Annotated in this window: 17 protein-coding genes and 1 tRNA gene; 11 read left to right on the top strand and 7 right to left on the bottom strand. The window is 64.1% G+C overall.

The genetic code is table 11. The features are described from left to right. Positions 1-2 precede the first annotated feature (2 nt). The 3 genes from B5X73_RS17610 to B5X73_RS17595 form a co-directional block, all read right to left on the bottom strand. Positions 3-533: a cupin gene (locus B5X73_RS17610; RefSeq protein WP_079522724.1), complete on the bottom strand. Its 531-nt coding sequence runs from the start codon at positions 531-533 to the stop codon at positions 3-5. A 17-nt stretch (positions 534-550) separates the two neighbouring features. Continuing rightward, positions 551-1,264 (bottom strand): hypothetical protein, encoded by a 714-nt coding sequence (locus tag B5X73_RS21085; RefSeq protein WP_079522723.1) that lies wholly within the window; start codon positions 1,262-1,264, stop codon positions 551-553. Between the two features lie 427 nt (positions 1,265-1,691). After that, complete coding sequence (locus B5X73_RS17595) at positions 1,692-2,351, bottom strand: transcriptional regulator (RefSeq protein WP_176167879.1); 660 nt, start codon at positions 2,349-2,351, stop codon at positions 1,692-1,694. Positions 2,352-2,542: 191 nt separating this feature from the next. On the opposite strand from B5X73_RS17595, the gene B5X73_RS17590 reads away from it, so the two are divergent. From B5X73_RS17590 to B5X73_RS17575, 4 genes are read left to right on the top strand one after another with little or no spacing between them, the layout of a single operon-like run. Then, positions 2,543-3,139 carry an anthranilate synthase component II gene (locus B5X73_RS17590; RefSeq protein WP_036109965.1) on the top strand — a complete coding sequence of 199 codons (597 nt, stop codon included), beginning with the start codon at positions 2,543-2,545 and terminating at the stop codon, positions 3,137-3,139. A 23-nt stretch (positions 3,140-3,162) separates the two neighbouring features. Further along, positions 3,163-4,194 (top strand): anthranilate phosphoribosyltransferase, encoded by a 1,032-nt coding sequence (gene trpD / locus B5X73_RS17585; RefSeq protein ID WP_036109968.1) that lies wholly within the window; start codon positions 3,163-3,165, stop codon positions 4,192-4,194. 48 nt (positions 4,195-4,242) lie between these two features. Then, complete coding sequence (gene trpC, locus B5X73_RS17580) at positions 4,243-5,082, top strand: indole-3-glycerol phosphate synthase TrpC (protein WP_079522721.1); 840 nt, start codon at positions 4,243-4,245, stop codon at positions 5,080-5,082. 7 nt (positions 5,083-5,089) lie between these two features. Next, on the top strand, positions 5,090-5,800 hold the full coding sequence (locus B5X73_RS17575) for a haloacid dehalogenase-like hydrolase (protein ID WP_079522720.1): 711 nt from the start codon (positions 5,090-5,092) through the stop codon (positions 5,798-5,800). A gap of 9 nt (positions 5,801-5,809) precedes the next feature. Here the strand turns inward: B5X73_RS17575 and B5X73_RS17570 are convergent, their stop codons facing one another. Continuing rightward, positions 5,810-6,556, bottom strand: coding sequence for a sulfite exporter TauE/SafE family protein (locus B5X73_RS17570; protein ID WP_079522719.1), 747 nt, complete (start codon positions 6,554-6,556; stop codon positions 5,810-5,812). Positions 6,557-6,692: 136 nt separating this feature from the next. Between B5X73_RS17570 and B5X73_RS17565 the strand changes: the two genes are divergently transcribed. Next, on the top strand, positions 6,693-7,640 hold the full coding sequence (locus B5X73_RS17565; protein WP_079522718.1) for a bifunctional helix-turn-helix transcriptional regulator/GNAT family N-acetyltransferase: 948 nt from the start codon (positions 6,693-6,695) through the stop codon (positions 7,638-7,640). Positions 7,641-7,685: 45 nt separating this feature from the next. On the opposite strand, the gene crp is transcribed toward B5X73_RS17565, so the two are convergent. After that, entirely contained in the window at positions 7,686-8,381 is a 696-nt protein-coding gene (crp, locus tag B5X73_RS17560; RefSeq protein ID WP_036109985.1) for a cAMP-activated global transcriptional regulator CRP, read from the bottom strand. Between the two features lie 336 nt (positions 8,382-8,717). Here crp and speD point away from each other — a divergent pair, with 336 nt between their 5' ends. Further along, positions 8,718-9,503, top strand: a complete 786-nt coding sequence (gene speD, locus B5X73_RS17555; RefSeq protein ID WP_036109987.1) for an adenosylmethionine decarboxylase — start codon at positions 8,718-8,720, stop codon at positions 9,501-9,503. A gap of 40 nt (positions 9,504-9,543) precedes the next feature. Here speD and B5X73_RS17550 read toward each other — a convergent pair whose 3' ends face one another. Further along, a complete protein-coding gene (locus B5X73_RS17550; protein WP_197056647.1) occupies positions 9,544-10,428 on the bottom strand; it encodes a LysR family transcriptional regulator in 885 nt (294 codons plus the stop codon). Positions 10,429-10,569: 141 nt separating this feature from the next. On the opposite strand from B5X73_RS17550, the gene B5X73_RS17545 reads away from it, so the two are divergent. After that, on the top strand, positions 10,570-11,442 hold the full coding sequence (locus B5X73_RS17545) for an aldo/keto reductase family oxidoreductase (RefSeq protein WP_079522717.1): 873 nt from the start codon (positions 10,570-10,572) through the stop codon (positions 11,440-11,442). Positions 11,443-11,520: 78 nt separating this feature from the next. Here the strand turns inward: B5X73_RS17545 and coq7 are convergent, their stop codons facing one another. After that, positions 11,521-12,162, bottom strand: a complete 642-nt coding sequence (gene coq7, locus B5X73_RS17540; RefSeq protein ID WP_079522716.1) for a 2-polyprenyl-3-methyl-6-methoxy-1,4-benzoquinone monooxygenase — start codon at positions 12,160-12,162, stop codon at positions 11,521-11,523. A 269-nt stretch (positions 12,163-12,431) separates the two neighbouring features. On the opposite strand from coq7, the gene rplM reads away from it, so the two are divergent. From rplM to B5X73_RS17520, 4 genes are all read left to right on the top strand, one after another. Then, a complete protein-coding gene (gene rplM, locus B5X73_RS17535; protein WP_036109995.1) occupies positions 12,432-12,860 on the top strand; it encodes a 50S ribosomal protein L13 in 429 nt (142 codons plus the stop codon). Positions 12,861-12,869: 9 nt separating this feature from the next. Next, positions 12,870-13,262: a 30S ribosomal protein S9 gene (gene rpsI / locus B5X73_RS17530; protein WP_036109997.1), complete on the top strand. Its 393-nt coding sequence runs from the start codon at positions 12,870-12,872 to the stop codon at positions 13,260-13,262. 60 nt (positions 13,263-13,322) lie between these two features. Continuing rightward, positions 13,323-13,396, top strand: a tRNA-Gln gene (locus tag B5X73_RS17525). Between the two features lie 1,409 nt (positions 13,397-14,805). Then, positions 14,806-15,028 (top strand): transposase (locus B5X73_RS17520; RefSeq protein ID WP_139382825.1); only part of this gene is annotated, 223 nt, incomplete at its 3' end.

Raw genomic sequence — 15,028 nt, 5'->3', positions numbered from 1 at the left:
GATCAGCGTTCGCCCTGGGCATTCCGATGACAATGTGCGGTCAGTGGCGGCGTGCCGCCGTTGACTGGATCCGCTGACGGAAAGGGAAGGGTGCGGATGCGCTCGATCATCTCTGTGGTCGGCGCTTCACGACAGATGTCCCATGACTGTCCCTTGGGATAGGCACCGACGACAAGGAAGTCGTCAGTCGCATCGAGCCGGCAGTGGCCGGTACCCGCGGGCAGCAAAATCACGTCGCCCTCGTCTGCGGTCACCTCGTGACCGCCGGGGCCGCCCAGCAGCAGTCGCGCGGAACCTGCGGCGAAGCCCAGCACCTCGTGCGCGGTCGAGTGATAGTGGTGGTAGTCGAAGATACCATCGCGCCAGTCCGCCGGCCACGTATTGCTCCCGAACAGGTTTTCCATCACCGGTGCGAGGTCATGTCCGCGAACCGCGTTGCGGTAGATCAGGACGGGCAGGGTCTCGTTGTTCGGTACCCAGTCGTTTCGGGTGAGTTGCAGAGCCTCGGGATAAATGCCGGGTTGCGTCGCCATGCGGTGTCTCCTGTCAGTCAGCCGTGATGCTCATGGGTGTCGTCGGCTGCAAGTCCGCTGCCGAGACCGAGTCCCGCGCCTGCCGCCATGCCGCCGCCCATTCCGCCACCGGCACCGGCACCGCCACCGCCTTTGCCGCCCCCGGCGCCGCCTCCTTCGGATCTGGCCCCGCCGTCACCCTTGCCCTTCGCGGCCACGACGCGGGCAGGGCCCTGTTTGGGGATGGCGATCTTGCCGGACACGGGCTCGAGGTCGAGCACCTTCCTGATAAACGTGCGGAGCGAGACCACCAGTTCATGCATGTGGACCGGACGGCCCTCGACCATCTCCGTGGCGGCACGTGCCGCCAGCGCCACCTGTTCCTCCGTGCCGAGAAGGATGATGTCCGATAGCGCGGCTTCCACCGCGTCACGTACACGACGCGCGCGATCCGAGCCGCTGGACATGTCGGTCGGGGCACCGTCGGTCTCGGCGGCGGCCGCACGAAGGCGTAGGTCCCGCATGTGGCTCGGATCGACCGCCAGGTTGCCGGTGAAGGATCCGCCCAGCGTCTTGTAGGCAGCGATAAGCGTGCGCAGGCGCTCGTTGATCTGCCGGTTCTCACGCTCGCGTCGCTGCTGCACGGTCTGTTGCGCGAGGAGGCGGATACCCACGCCGATCAGGGTGATGACCGCCAGCCCGAAGAGGGTGGAGAAGAGGCCTTGCCAGGAGCTGAAGTCGAGGTTGCGCATCGAAAGCCCGTTTCGCTGAGGTTTGGCGTTGAATTCACGCTAACTGGTCTTTCGTGTGCCCGATGTCTTTCCCTTGGCGCAACGATGCACCGGGCCGAGCGCCGTCACACCATTCAATACGAGTTGAGCTGATCGAATCAGAGCATCCAGCAAGGCCCCGTCGACATCGAGCCCGCCCTCGTACTCGGCGAGGTTCCGTTTGTTATGAGCCTGACTCAGTGCGCGCCATTGCAGTGGCTCAAGCTTAAGCGTGTGTGCGAGGCACTGGAAAACCTGATAGCGGTTCTCGGACCGGTATCCATGCCAGCGAAGTGCAGCCAGGGACAAAGCATGCGCTGCGTTGTACGCCAGGTCGAAGCGGCTCTCCATGCATAGCGATGTAAGTTGCGAATCTTGCAGGCGAACCGTTCCCGAATGGATTAACCCATCAAGCTCGGCCTGTGCTGGTGGCTCGGCCTTGAGTTGGCCGACGCGAACCAGATTGTCCAGTGGCGATGAGGTCATCCATGCCTCCCAATAGCGTTATGAAATCACCCGCCAGTACCTTCGTCAGGAACGGCTGACTGGCCTCGACGCGGCGACGAAGCTCGGCGCTTGAGTACAGCATCGGACTGATTGCCCGACCAAGACGTTTCTCGGCGGACGCCACGCTGCCATACACGTCTTCCAGTGTCAGCGAGTCCGATACCACGAGCACGTCGATGTCGCCCGATGCGGCTGCTCGGCCTTTCGCGATGGAGCCATACAGCATCGCCCAATGAATCTTGTCGGCCAGGGGCCTGAGGGATTCCGCGAGAATGCCTGGAACGCCAAGGAGTTTGTCCACGAGGCTTTTCAACTCGTAGAAAACGGGGCTTTCTCCGTTAGCGCGGTAGTGTTTCTGATTCCCGACAAGCGACTGGACAACTAGTCCACTGCGAAGCATTCGGCTTAGTTCGCGTTGCACCGCGCCTGATCCAACCCCCGCCAGATCGATAAGTTCCTTGGTAAAAAAGCTTCGATCGGCTTGGCCATACAGAAGCGCCAGCACTCGCTGTTGTGTGCCGGTAAGCAGCGCGTCAGCCACACTGATCGACGGGTTGGACATGGCACAAGTACCTCGGGGAGCAGTGTCTAGGTTACCCACTTAAGGTATTAGATTACCCTTTCTGGGCAAGTTAGTGTCTTCTTGTTCCTGTGAAGTGGCCGCCCGTGTCCCCTTCCATGGATAATGGCCGACACGCCGCCGTCCACACATACGGCTCCGGCTCATCCCATCCCCACCTTACGGGTGCTCCCTTGCTGTTAATGATCGACAACTACGACAGCTTCACCTTCAACCTCGTCCAGTACCTCGGCGAGCTGGGGCAGGAGGTCAAGGTCGTGCGCAACGACGCGCTCACCGTCGCCGATATCCGTGCGCTGGCGCCATCGCGCATCATGATTTCGCCCGGCCCCGGTACGCCGGACGACTCCGGCGTGTCGATCGACATCCTGCGTGAGATGGCCGGCGAGCTGCCGATCTTCGGGGTCTGCCTCGGTCATCAGGCCATCGGCCAGGTGTTCGGCGGCAAGGTCATCCGGGCGCGCGAGATCATGCACGGCAAGACGTCGCCGGTGAAGCACAAGGGCCTCGGCGTTTTCGCCGGCCTGCCGAATCCCTTCGAGGCCACGCGGTATCACTCGCTGGTGGTCGAAAAGCATTCGATCCCCGACTGCCTCGAGGTGACCGCCTGGACGGAGCGCGAGGACGGTTCGCTCGACGAAATCATGGGCCTGCGTCACCGCACCCTCGACATCGAAGGCGTGCAGTTCCACCCGGAGTCGATCCTCACCCAGCACGGCCACGACCTGCTGCGCAATTTCCTCGGCATGCCGTTGCCGCTCGCTGCCTGACGAAGAACAAGGATTCATGCTCCATGCCGATGACTCCCTCCGAGGCGCTCCAGCGCACGATCGAGCACCGCGAGATCTTCCACGACGAGATGATCGAGCTGATGCACCAGATCATGCGCGGCGACGTCAGCCCGCTGATGACGGCCGCGATTCTCATCGGGCTGCGTGTGAAGAAGGAGACGGTCGGTGAGATCACCGGCGCGGCGACGGTCATGCGCGACCTCTCCGCCAAGGTCGACGCCGGCACGCATCCGCATTTCATCGACATCGTGGGAACCGGCGGCGACGGCGCATCGACGTTCAACATCTCCACGGCGTCGATGTTCGTTGCCGCCGCCGCGGGCGCCCGCGTGGCCAAGCATGGCGGGCGCAGCGTCTCGTCCAAGTCCGGCAGTGCCGATGTCCTCGAAGCGCTCGGCGCACGGATCGACCTGCTGCCCGCGCAGGTAGCGGTGTGCATGAGCGAGGTCGATATCGGCTTCATGTTCGCCCCGAATCATCACCCCGCGATGAAGGTGGTCTCCCCGGTCCGTCGCGAGATGGGCGTGCGCACGATCTTCAACATCCTCGGGCCGCTGACCAATCCGGCGGGCGCGCCGAACATCCTGATGGGCGTGTTCCATCCCGACCTTGTCGGCATCCAGGTGCGTGCCCTGCAGGCGCTGGGCGCGAAGCACGCGATGGTGGTCTGGGGGCGCGACGGGATGGACGAGATCTCGCTGGGCGCCGCCACCCTGGTGGGCGAACTGCGCGACGGTGTGGTGCGTGAGTACGAGATCGAGCCGGAGGACTTCGGTCTGTCGATGGCGTCGAGCCGTAACCTCCGCGTGGAAGACGCGACGGAGTCGAAGGCCATGCTGATCGACGCCATTTCCGGCGTGGCCGGCGTGCCCCACGACATCGTCTGCCTGAACGCGGGCGCGGCCCTTTACACGGCCGACGTGGCGCCGACGATCCAGGACGGCATCGATCTGGCACGCAAGACCATCGCAAGCGGCGCCGCACGTGCAAAAATGGACGCGTTCGTGGCCGCGACCCAGCGGCTCGGCGCCTGAGATCGCCGGGGTTCCCCCTTGCCCGGCCTTACCCTAGGAACCGCTTAGATGCCCGACATTCTCCATCGCATTCTCGACCGCAAGGCGGAAGAAGTGGCCGAGCGTAAGCGCAAGCGGTCGCTCGACGACCTCGCGGCGCGCATCGCCGGACTTGAGCCGACCCGCGGCTTCGTCGCCGCCATCGATGCCAAGCTGCACGACGGCCATCCGGCGGTTATCGCGGAAATCAAGAAAGCCAGTCCCAGCAAGGGGCTGATCCGCGCCGACTTCAACCCGGCCGAGATCGCGCGCAGCTACGAGAACGGCGGCGCCGCCTGCCTCTCCGTGCTGACCGACGCGGATTTTTTCCAGGGACATGAGGACTTCGTGCGCGAAGCGCGCGACGCCTGCTCGCTGCCGATCCTGCGCAAGGACTTCATCGTCGACGAGTACCAGGTCTACGAAGCGCGCGTCATCGGTGCCGACTGCATCCTGCTGATCGTCGCCGCCTTTGCCAGCAAGGAAAACGGGGACGTCACCTACGACGACAAAGCCCTGCTCGAACTGTCCATGCTGGCCGCCGAGCTTGATCTCGATGTCCTCGTCGAGGTCCACAACGAGGACGAGCTCGAGATCGCGCTCGATCTTCCGGTGCCGCTCATCGGTGTGAACAACCGCAATCTGCGGACGTTCGAGACCTCGCTCGGCACGTCGCTCCGGCTTAAGGATCGTGTCGGTGACGGCACGCTGGTCGCCGAGTCCGGCATCCACACGCCGGAAGACGTGAAGATCCTGCGCGACAAGGGCATCGACTGTTTCCTCGTCGGCGAGGCATTCATGCGCGCGGCGGATCCGGGTGCGGAACTGCGCAAGCTCTTCGGTACGGCCAGCCAGACGCACAAGCAGTAGAGCCGATATGAATCAGGGGCATGAGGCGGCGGTGTCCGGGGACACCACCGCCGTCGACGCACGTCGCGTCGTGCTGTTCGACTTCGACGGTGTGATCGTCCGTCACCAGACGCTCGAACTGTTCTTCCGGGAGCGTCTGTCCGGAATGGGGCGCTGGCGGTTGTTACTCGCCCTCCCCGTGGTCCCTTTCGTGCCACTGCTGCTGCCCACGGTAGCCGGTAGCCGATTCCTTGGCAGGACCTTCCTCCGCGTGGTGACCTTCGGCCGTCGCGAAGCGGCCTATCGTCGGCAGGTCGGCGCGTTCGCCCGTGCCTACGCGCGGCGTCCGGGCGTCTTCCTCCGCGACGCCGTGGCCACGCTGCGGCGGCACGTGGATGCCGGCGACAGGGTGGTCATCGTCAGCGGCAACGACCTGACCGTCGTCGAAGCGATTCTCGATGAGGTCAACCTGACCGGCTACGAGCTGATCGGTTCGACGACGCGTGGCGGTCCGATCGGCGTGCATTTCACCGTCCACAACGTCGAGGGCATGAAAGTCCGGACGCTCGACAAGGCGGGCGTCGCGCGCCCCTGGGCCATTGCATATAGCGATTCCCTGTCCGATCTCGCCCTGCTGCGCGCCGCTGACCGGGCCGTTCTGGTCAATCCGTCGCCGAAGGTCGAGAAGAGGGCGCGTCGCGCTTTGGCGGATAAGCTCGAGGTCGTGCACTGGTTCTGACGGCACGACTCAGCGAAGCAACCGCGCTCCCAGCTGGAAGAGGCTGATTCCCACGACCAGGCAGCCCACGGCGCCCATCACGTAGCGCGGCGGGAGGTGCTTCACCAGCCACGCGGCAAACGGCGCGGCGATAATGCCCCCCGTCAGCAGGCCGAGCACGATAGGCCAGTGCTGGATGCCCATGTGGAAGATCAGCGTCGTCGAGATCGCGATCGTGACCACGAACTCGGCGGCATTCACCGTGCCGATCGTTTGCCTGACGGCGCCGCCGCGTGCCAGCAACGTGGAGGTGGCGATCGGGCCCCAGCCGCCACCGCCAATGGCGTCGAGCAGGCCGGCGGAGAAACCAAGCGCCCCCTTGTGGCGAACCCGATGGTGAGACACCCCGCGGCCGGCGGCGCGCAGAAGCACGACCGTGCCCAGGACAAGCAGATAGACGTAGACGAAGGGCTTCAGCATCTCGCCATCCACGCTGGCGAGAAACCAGGCGCCAAGGATGCCGCCGGCCATGCCCGGGATGGCCAGGCGCCGGAACATCTTCCAGTCGACATTGCCGAAGAAGGCGTGCGCACCACCCGACACGCCGGTGGTGAAGACCTCGGCCGTATGCACGGTCGCACTGGCGACCGCCGGGGGCAGGCCGAGCGCAAGCAGCACGGCATTGGACACCAGTCCATAAGCCATGCCGAGCGCGCCGTCGACCAGCTGTGCCAACAGCCCGACGCCCGCGAATAGGAGGAACTGGCTCCAGTCCATGCCGGTCCGTGTCGTGAGTGGTGGTCTCACCATAACCAATGGGGGCGCGTACCCGACATGAAGAGGGGGTTATCGCTTGCGTGCGGCATCCCGCCGCCGCTAGCCTCGCTTCTCGTCCCCACGACATGGATCCCCGATGTACCTCTCGTCCCTGCGCGAACTCGCGCTTGGCAGTCGCCTGAAAGCGCTCAGCGATCACTTCTATCAGGCCGTGGATGAGGTTTACCGGGCCTGCGGTGCCGGTATCGAGTCGCGCTGGTTTCCGGTCCTTCGCTTTCTTCGCGACGTCGGCCCGACCACGGTCACCGACGTCGCCCTGGCGATCGGCCAGACGCACTCCGCCGTCAGTCAGCTCGCCGACCGCCTCGTCGATGCCGGTATGGTGGTCCGTCAGCGCGATCCTCAGGACGGGCGCCGCAGTGTGCTGGCACTCACGGACGCGGGCGAGCGCGCGCTGGGGGCTCTTGGCCCGGTATGGCTGGCGATCCGCCGGGGCATGGCGGAGTCGATGGGTCCGCGCGGACTGGCACTGCTCGACGCCATCGACGGTTGCGAGCAGGCGCTGGCGAGCCGTCCCCTCGTCGCGGCGATCCTCGATCAGCGGGCGGCACTGACCCGCGAAGCCGTCCAGGTGGTGCCCTTCGAGCCCGCCCTGAGCGAGCACTTCCGTCGCCTCAACCAGCAATGGCTGGAGCGGTACTTCCGGGTCGAGGACGTCGACCGCGCACTGTTTGCCGATCCCGAGGGGATGGTGCTGGCGCAGGGTGGCGCGATCTTCTTCGCGTTGTACGCGGGCGAAGTCGTCGGTACGTGCGCGCTCATCCACGAGGGGGAGGGCATCTACGAGTTGTCGAAGATGGGTGTGGACGAGAATTATCGGGGTCTGGGCGCCGGCCGGGCCTTACTGGACGCGGCGATCGCCGACTATCGCGCCCGCGGGGGCACGGAGTTGTTCCTGGAATCGAACAGCAAACTGACCAAAGCGCTGGGCATGTACCAGCGCGCGGGATTCGTCCTGCAGCCCGCGCTTCGTCCGGGCTCGCACTACGAGCGCGCGGATGTCTACATGGTGTACCAGGGCTAGCCGGGACGGCGGGACGGCCCAAGGCCGGTCCCGCGTATTTCGTGGTCAGCGGGTGCCGCGCACCACGATGGTCTTGCCGGCCACGTCGATCATCCGCTCTTCTTCCAACTGCTTGAGCACGCGGCCGACCATCTCACGGGAGCAACCGACGATGCGGCTGACTTCCTGGCGGGAGATGCGGATCTGCGTCCCGTCGGGATGGGTCATGGCATCCGGCTCCTGACAGAGATCGAGCAGGGTCCGCGAGACCCGGTTCGTCACGTCCATGAAGGCCATGCGGCTGACCTGGCGCGACGTGCGCAGCAGGCGGTGAGTCAGCTGGGAGCCGATGGCGAAGAGCAGCTTCGGGCATTCGGCGGACAGCGGTCCCTCGAGCAACTGGAACAGGCGTTCGTAGCTGATCTCGGCCATTTCGACGGCGGTACGGGTGCGAACGAGGGATTCCCGCTGCGCCTGCTCCACGAAGAGGCCCATCTCGCCGATGAACTGGCCCCGGTTGATGTAGGCCAGGATCAGCTCGCGGCCCTCCTCATCCTCGGTGCAGACCGCCAGCGAGCCTTCCACGACGTAATAGAGCGTGTTGGCCGGATCGCCGGGACGGATGATCGCGGTCTTGCCCGGATACCGGCGGCGGTGGCAGGCGTCGAGGAAGCGGCCCATGGCGGCAGGGTCCGGCGCGAAGCTGGTCGGAGCCTGCGAGCGCTCGAAAGCCTGTTGGAGCAGATATTTGAGTTGAGCCACAGCTGATTCCGTTGAGCCTCAATGGCATGGCGTCCCCCAATTTCGTCACGCCGCCGCCGGGATTCCGTCGGGCGACGTCGACTTGCCATGTCCCCGGGGCGATTATTGCAGACAACCGGGTGTCAAAATCCACAAATTAAATCGATCCAGCCCCTGCTGGTTCAAATCCGGGCCATCTTGCCCCATAATTTCACCCCCTCGGCGTCGGGACCCCTTGTCTCACGTCGTACACAAGCGCCGGGCACACTGTCGGCCTGTCGCTTACATCGCTGCGGGGACCCTAGCTGCTAACCCGCGTCTGCTGCTGGCCGTTATTCCCGGCCTCGGAGAGTCGCTGTGGTCAAACCGCTTCCCCGCCTTCGCCTGCAAGGTTTCAACAACCTTACCAAGGCGTTGAGCTTCAATATTTACGACATCTGCTATGCCGTTTCGGAACAGCAGCGTCAGAACTACATCGAGTACATCGATGAGCAGTACGACGCCGACCGCCTGACCCAGATCCTGACGGATGTGGCCGAGATCATCGGCGCCAACATCCTGAATATCGCCCGGCAGGATTACGATCCCCAGGGCGCCTCGGTCACGATCCTCATCTCCGAGGAGCCGGTCGTCGAGAAGCTCGGCCGCGACACCATCTCCGGTGCCGTCGTCGCGCACATGGACAAGAGCCACATCACGGTCCACACCTATCCGGAAACGCATCCGCACAACGGCATCGCGACCTTCCGCGCGGACATCGACGTGGCCACCTGCGGCGTCATCTCGCCGCTGAAGGCGCTGAACTACCTGATCGACAGCTTCGAGTCGGACATCGTCATCGCCGACTACCGCGTCCGCGGCTTCACGCGCGACGTGAAGGGCAAGAAGCACTTCATCGATCACAAGATCAATTCGGTGCAGGATTACCTGGCCAAGCACATCCGTCAGAAGTACGAGATGTTCGACGTCAACGTCTACCAGGAAAACATCTTCCACACGAAGATGCACATCAAGGACTTCGACCTCGACACCTATCTGTTCGAGGCCCAGGCCGACGATCTCTCCTTCAAGGAGCGTCAGCGCATCGAGTCGCTGCTCCGTCGCGAGATCGAGGAACTGTTCCACGGCCGCAACCTGATGTGACCCCGAAGCCCCGCGAAAGCGGGGCTTCCGCTATCCGGCCCTACGCGGTCGCGGCGCTTCTGATGAAGTCGATGAAAGCGCGCAGCGGTGCCGGTACCAGACGCCTGCCCGGGTAGTAGAGGAAGGGGCCCGGAAAGGCCAGCCACCAGTCCTCGAGGACGGGTTCCAGGGCTCCGCTGTCCAGCTGCGGGCGAATCCAGTCCTCGAACAGAAACACGATGCCGGTGCCGGCCACGGCCGCCTCCACGGCGAGGTCGGAGGCGCCGCCCGCGCGGACGATCAGCGGCCCCGTGGGCTCGACCATCACGGTCTCCCCGTCCTTTTCGAATTCCCAGGCGGGCATGTTGCCGCTGGCGAAGCGACCGCGCAGGCAGGCGTGGTCGAGCAGATCGCGGGGATGGGACGGGCGGCCGTGGCGCGCAAGGTAGGCCGGTGAGGCCGCCGCCGCGTAGCGCTGGACCCGGGGTCCGATCGGCACGGCGATCATGTCCTGCTCGAGCCGTTCGTCATAACGAATACCCGCATCGCAGCCTTCGGCAAGAACGTCGACGAAGTTTTCGTCGGTCAGGACCTCGAGACGAATGTCGGGATACGCGGCCAGGAAGGGCGGCACGATCGCGGGCAGCGCCAGCCGCGAGGCGCTCATCGGTACGTTGAGACGCAGCGTGCCCGCCGGGCGATCCCGGAAGTGATTGACGACATCCAGCGCGTCGTCGACCTCGGCCAGGGCAGGGGCGAGACGGTCCAGCAGGCCCTTACCGGCGTCGGTGGGAGAGACGCTGCGCGTCGTGCGATTGAGCAGGCGGACACCGAGCTGGGCCTCCAGCCTGCGGACCGCTTCGCTCAGGGCCGAGGCGCTGCCGCCGCTAAGGCGGGCGCCCTCGCGGAAGCCGCCGGCCGAGGCGACCGTCACAAAGGCGTTCAGATCGGCGAGGTCGGCTTTCACGGGCATATCCCCTGGTCGGGCGCATTGTGCGGATTGCGGTACAAGCCGTCCCGATTGTGCCCGCTTATCGCCTTATCCTGCAGCCCCTACCTTTGTAGCTCACCTTCCAGGAGCTCTCCCATGTCCCCGATCCAGAAGTCCGGCACGTTTCATCTCGGCGATCGTCCCGTCCATCGGCTGGGTTACGTCGCGATGCAGCTCGCGGGCCCGGGTGTGTTCGGTCCCCCGAAAGATCGCGACGCGGCGCTGGCCGTGCTGCGCGCCGCGGTGGAAAGCGGCGTCGACCACATCGACACCAGCGATTTCTACGGCCCGCACGTCACCAATCAGCTGATTCGTGAGGCGCTTCATCCGTACCGCGACGACCTCGTCATCGTGACCAAGATCGGTGCGCGCCGCGACGACAAGGGCGGCTGGCTGCCGGCGTTCTCCGCCGACGAGCTGACCGGCGCGGTGCACGACAACCTGCGCAACCTCGGTCTCGACGTGCTCGACGTGGTCAATCTGCGTGTGATGTTCGATACGCACGGCCCGGCCGAGGGATCGATCGCCGACATGGTCGAGGCGGTCGCCGAACTGCAGCGGAAAGGCCTCGTGCGGCACGTCGGCCTCAGCAACGTGACGCCGGCGCAGGTGGCGGAGGGGCGTGGGATCTGCGACATCGTCTGCGTGCAGAACATGTACAACCTCGCGAAGCGGGACGACGACGCGTTCGTCGACGCACTGGCGAAGGATGGCATCGCCTATGTACCGTTCTTCCCGCTGGGTGGTTTCAGTCCGCTGCAGTCGGACACGCTCAACGAGATCGCGACACGCCTCGACGCGACACCGATGCAGGTCGCGCTCGCGTGGTTGCTGCACCGCTCGCCCAACATCCTGCTGATCCCGGGTACGTCGTCCGTAGCCCACCTTCGTGAGAACCTCGCCGCCGGCGATCTCGTCCTGAGCGATGAGGTGCTGCGTGAACTCGACAGCGTCGGCAAGGCGGCCTGACGCGCCATCACCCGTCCGAAAATAGGAAGGCCCGCAGATGCGGGCCTTCTCGTAGGGATCGTCGAACCGTTTCCGCCTTCAGAAGCGATAAGCGACCGTCTTCATCACCGCGGATGCCGCGTGCATGAGGCCGGGAACCGGCCAGGGCAGGTCGATGCCGCCGCGTGCCTGCGCCGCATCCGCGTGACGAAGTTCATCGGCCTGCATCTGCGTGAGGATGGCGCGCGAACGATCGTCCTGCGCGGGCAGTCGCTCGAGATGCTCGGCCAGATGCGCTTCCACCTGGCGCTCCGTCTCGACCACGAAGCCGAGACTGATCGGATCGCCGATGGCGGCCGCGGCGACGCCGATGGCGTAGCTTCCCGCATACCACAGCGGATTGAGAAGGCTGGGGCGGCTGTCGAGCTGCTTCAGTCGCTCGGCGCACCAGGCGAGATGGTCGGTCTCTTCCTGCGCGGCATGCATCAGGTGCGCTCGCGTTTCTTCGGTGCGGGCCAGGGCGGCCTGGCCGACATAGAGCGCCTGCGCGCAGACTTCGCCGACGTGATTGATCCGCATGAGTCCCGCGGCGTGGCGGCGTTCCGCGTCGGTCATCGGCGCGTCCGCTATCGCATCGCCAGGCGATCGCCGGACGGCTTCCGGCGAGCCCGCGACGGCTTCCATGGCGCGCTCCACGCCGGCCAGCAAACGGTCGAAAGGACTGAGGGTGCGAACGGACATGGAAGAAACTCCTGACGAACGGGGATGACGCACGGTACAATGCTCGGCTCCCGGAGAAAGGTGAAGTCGCTGCGGCTGCTTGTCGCGCACGTCGGCCTTGTCATCCGGGAGGCTTGTGAAACGGCCCGGTCATCATGTTATGATTGTCGGCCCGAAGCTCACCTGCACGGTGGGCTTGCGCGATGAGGGAAAAGTCAGCTATTCTCTCGCGCCTTTGCTTTCACCGATTCCGTGTTCCGCCCTGCAAGGCGGCAAACCAGGTATTTGAAATGAAAACGTTCACCGCCAAGCCGGAAAGCGTCAAGCGTGATTGGTTCGTGGTTGATGCCACGAACAAGACGCTCGGTCGTCTGTCGACCGAGATCGCGCGTCGCCTCCGCGGCAAGCACAAGCCCGAGTTCACCCCCCACGTCGATACCGGCGATTACATCGTCGTGATCAACGCCGAGAAGGTGGCTGTGACCGGTGCCAAGCTGGACGACAAGATGTACCACCGCTTCACCGGCTACGTCGGCAACCTGAAGACCACGAGTCTCAAGGATCTGCTCGCCACGCATCCGGAGCGAGTCATCGAAATCGCCGTCAAGGGCATGCTTCCGAAGAACCCGCTGGGTCGCGCTATGTACCGTAAGCTCAAGGTATACGGCGGCGCCGAGCATCCGCATACCGCTCAGCTGCCCCAGGCGCTGGAAATCTAAGGAACTATGATGGCTATCCAGCAGAATTACGGTACCGGCCGCCGCAAGACCTCCGCCGCCCGCGTGTTCCTCCGCAAGGGCACCGGTGGCATCGTGGTCAACGGCAAGCCGCTCGACCAGTTCTTCGGCCGCGAGACCTCGCGCATGATCGTGCGTCAGCCGCTCGAACTGACCGAAAATGTCGAAAAGTTTGATATCATGGTCACCGTCGCTGGTGGCGGCATCACGGGTCAGGCCGGCGCCATCCGCCTCGGCATCGCCCGCGCCCTCGTCGAATACGACGAAGCGCTGAAGTCGCCGCTGCGTAAGGCTGGTTTCATGACCCGCGACGCTCGTGAAGTTGAGCGTAAGAAGGTCGGTCTCCACAAGGCCCGCCGCGCAACGCAGTTCTCGAAGCGCTAATTGGTTTAGTGCTTCAAAGTTCGACGCTTCAAGGTCAGAGCGCGTCGAAACCCGGTTTATTGGGAGATCGTCTAACGGTAGGACCGCAGCCTCTGACGCTGCTTATCTAGGTTCGAATCCTAGTCTCCCAGCCAAACTCAAGGCCCCGCTTCGGCGGGGTTTTGTTTTTTCCGTGGCTGAAAAAGAGTTAGAGCGCACGGAGCTCGTCACGTGACCGCCCGGTTGCCGCTTCGACGACGTCTGGCTCCTCTGAAATGCTCCCACAATGCCGCCACATCGCCCTCAAACGAGGGTTGATTTACTACCATCGCCGCGTGCCTGGAACCACCCAGGAGGTCAGCGTCTCCATGAGAACGCGTGACTTCCGTGAAGCGCAGCACTTACCTAAGCTGCTTGACCGCAAATTCCTGCAAGTGATCGAGTTGCCGCACCCCGTGTCTGGCCCCGAAGCCATTTGCGGCAAGAGCTGCTCGCTGCAATAAAAGACGACCTCAGGCGCCACGCCACCACACCTCACGGACGTCCGGTGTGCGCCTACTGTTGATGACGACGGCGATGTCGCTGCGGCCGATCTCCGGCAAATCGATGCCGATCTGGCAGACGCCCGGAGGTCACTCCAGAAAAGAGACGCCGTCGGCATGGACAAAAGCGTCGACGATGTAACGGCTCGCTACGATATCGCGCCCGAGCACCGGGGGCATTTTGGCTTTAGGGCTGTCGCGAGCTCGCGTTCAGCGGCTGGAGCAGTCTCGTCAGCATCTCCGGGTCGGTGCGGCCCCAGAGATCGATCTGGACGCCCTGGAGGTTCCCGTCGTGTCGCTCCGCGCGCCGTCACGGCTTGAGGCTGAATCCGGGCCGATCCTCTCCGAGCTCCTTCCACGCTTCTTGGCCCTGATGTCCGCCGAAAGTGGTTGGCGCGGACAAACGCTGCGTCAGAATAAAGGTACTTACCGCATCCTACAGAGCCTCTGTAGGGATCTACCTGTCCTAGCTTACCGACGCCCGGAGCTGGAGAAAGTGCTCGACACGCTCCGAGCGCTGATTACGGCAAGGCAGCAAGATGGAAAGGTCTCGGTCTCACCACGATCATCGATCAGGGCGGCCCGGAGATGCCCCACCTCGCGGTTAAGACGCTGAAGCGGCACTTTGCCGCGCTGGGTAGCCTCTTCAAGTATCTGATTGAGCGCGGCGAGTATGAGGGATCAAATCCCGCACACGGCTTCAGCTTCCCGGAGAAAATGCGTCCGAAGATGAAGCGGCAAATACGGGAGGGTGACCGCTTCGCCAGATTATTCAGTTCGCCGGTCTGGACCGGATGTAAGGCCGCACGCTCTCGTGGCCAGGTGGGCGAAATGATCATTAAGGACGAGAAGTATTGGTTGCCACTACTTGGCCTCTATCACGGTAATCGGCTTGAGGAGTTCGCCCAGTTGGTTCGGTCTGACCTGCGCCGCGAGGAGGGAATCTGGTTGTCGACTCCCCGTAAACTTACTCCAGACATAAACCGAGGTCTCCGGGCAAAATATCCCCAAGGAGACCCACGATGCGCAAGAGCAAGTTCACCGAGAGCCAGATCGTCGCGACGCTGAAGCAGGTCGAAGGCGGCAGGCAGGTCAAAGATATGTGCCGGGAGCTGGGCATTTCCGAGGCGACGTACGACGCCTGGAAGTCAAAGTACGGCGGCATGGAGGCATCCGATGTGCATCGACTGCGCGATCTGGAAGCGGAGCACAACAAGCTCAAACGGATGTACGCGGATCTGGCGA

It is taken from the genome of Luteibacter sp. 22Crub2.1, from assembly GCF_900167995.1.
GTDB lineage: Bacteria > Pseudomonadota > Gammaproteobacteria > Xanthomonadales > Rhodanobacteraceae > Luteibacter > Luteibacter mycovicinus.
This window is presented reverse-complemented; position numbering and strand designations above follow the sequence as displayed.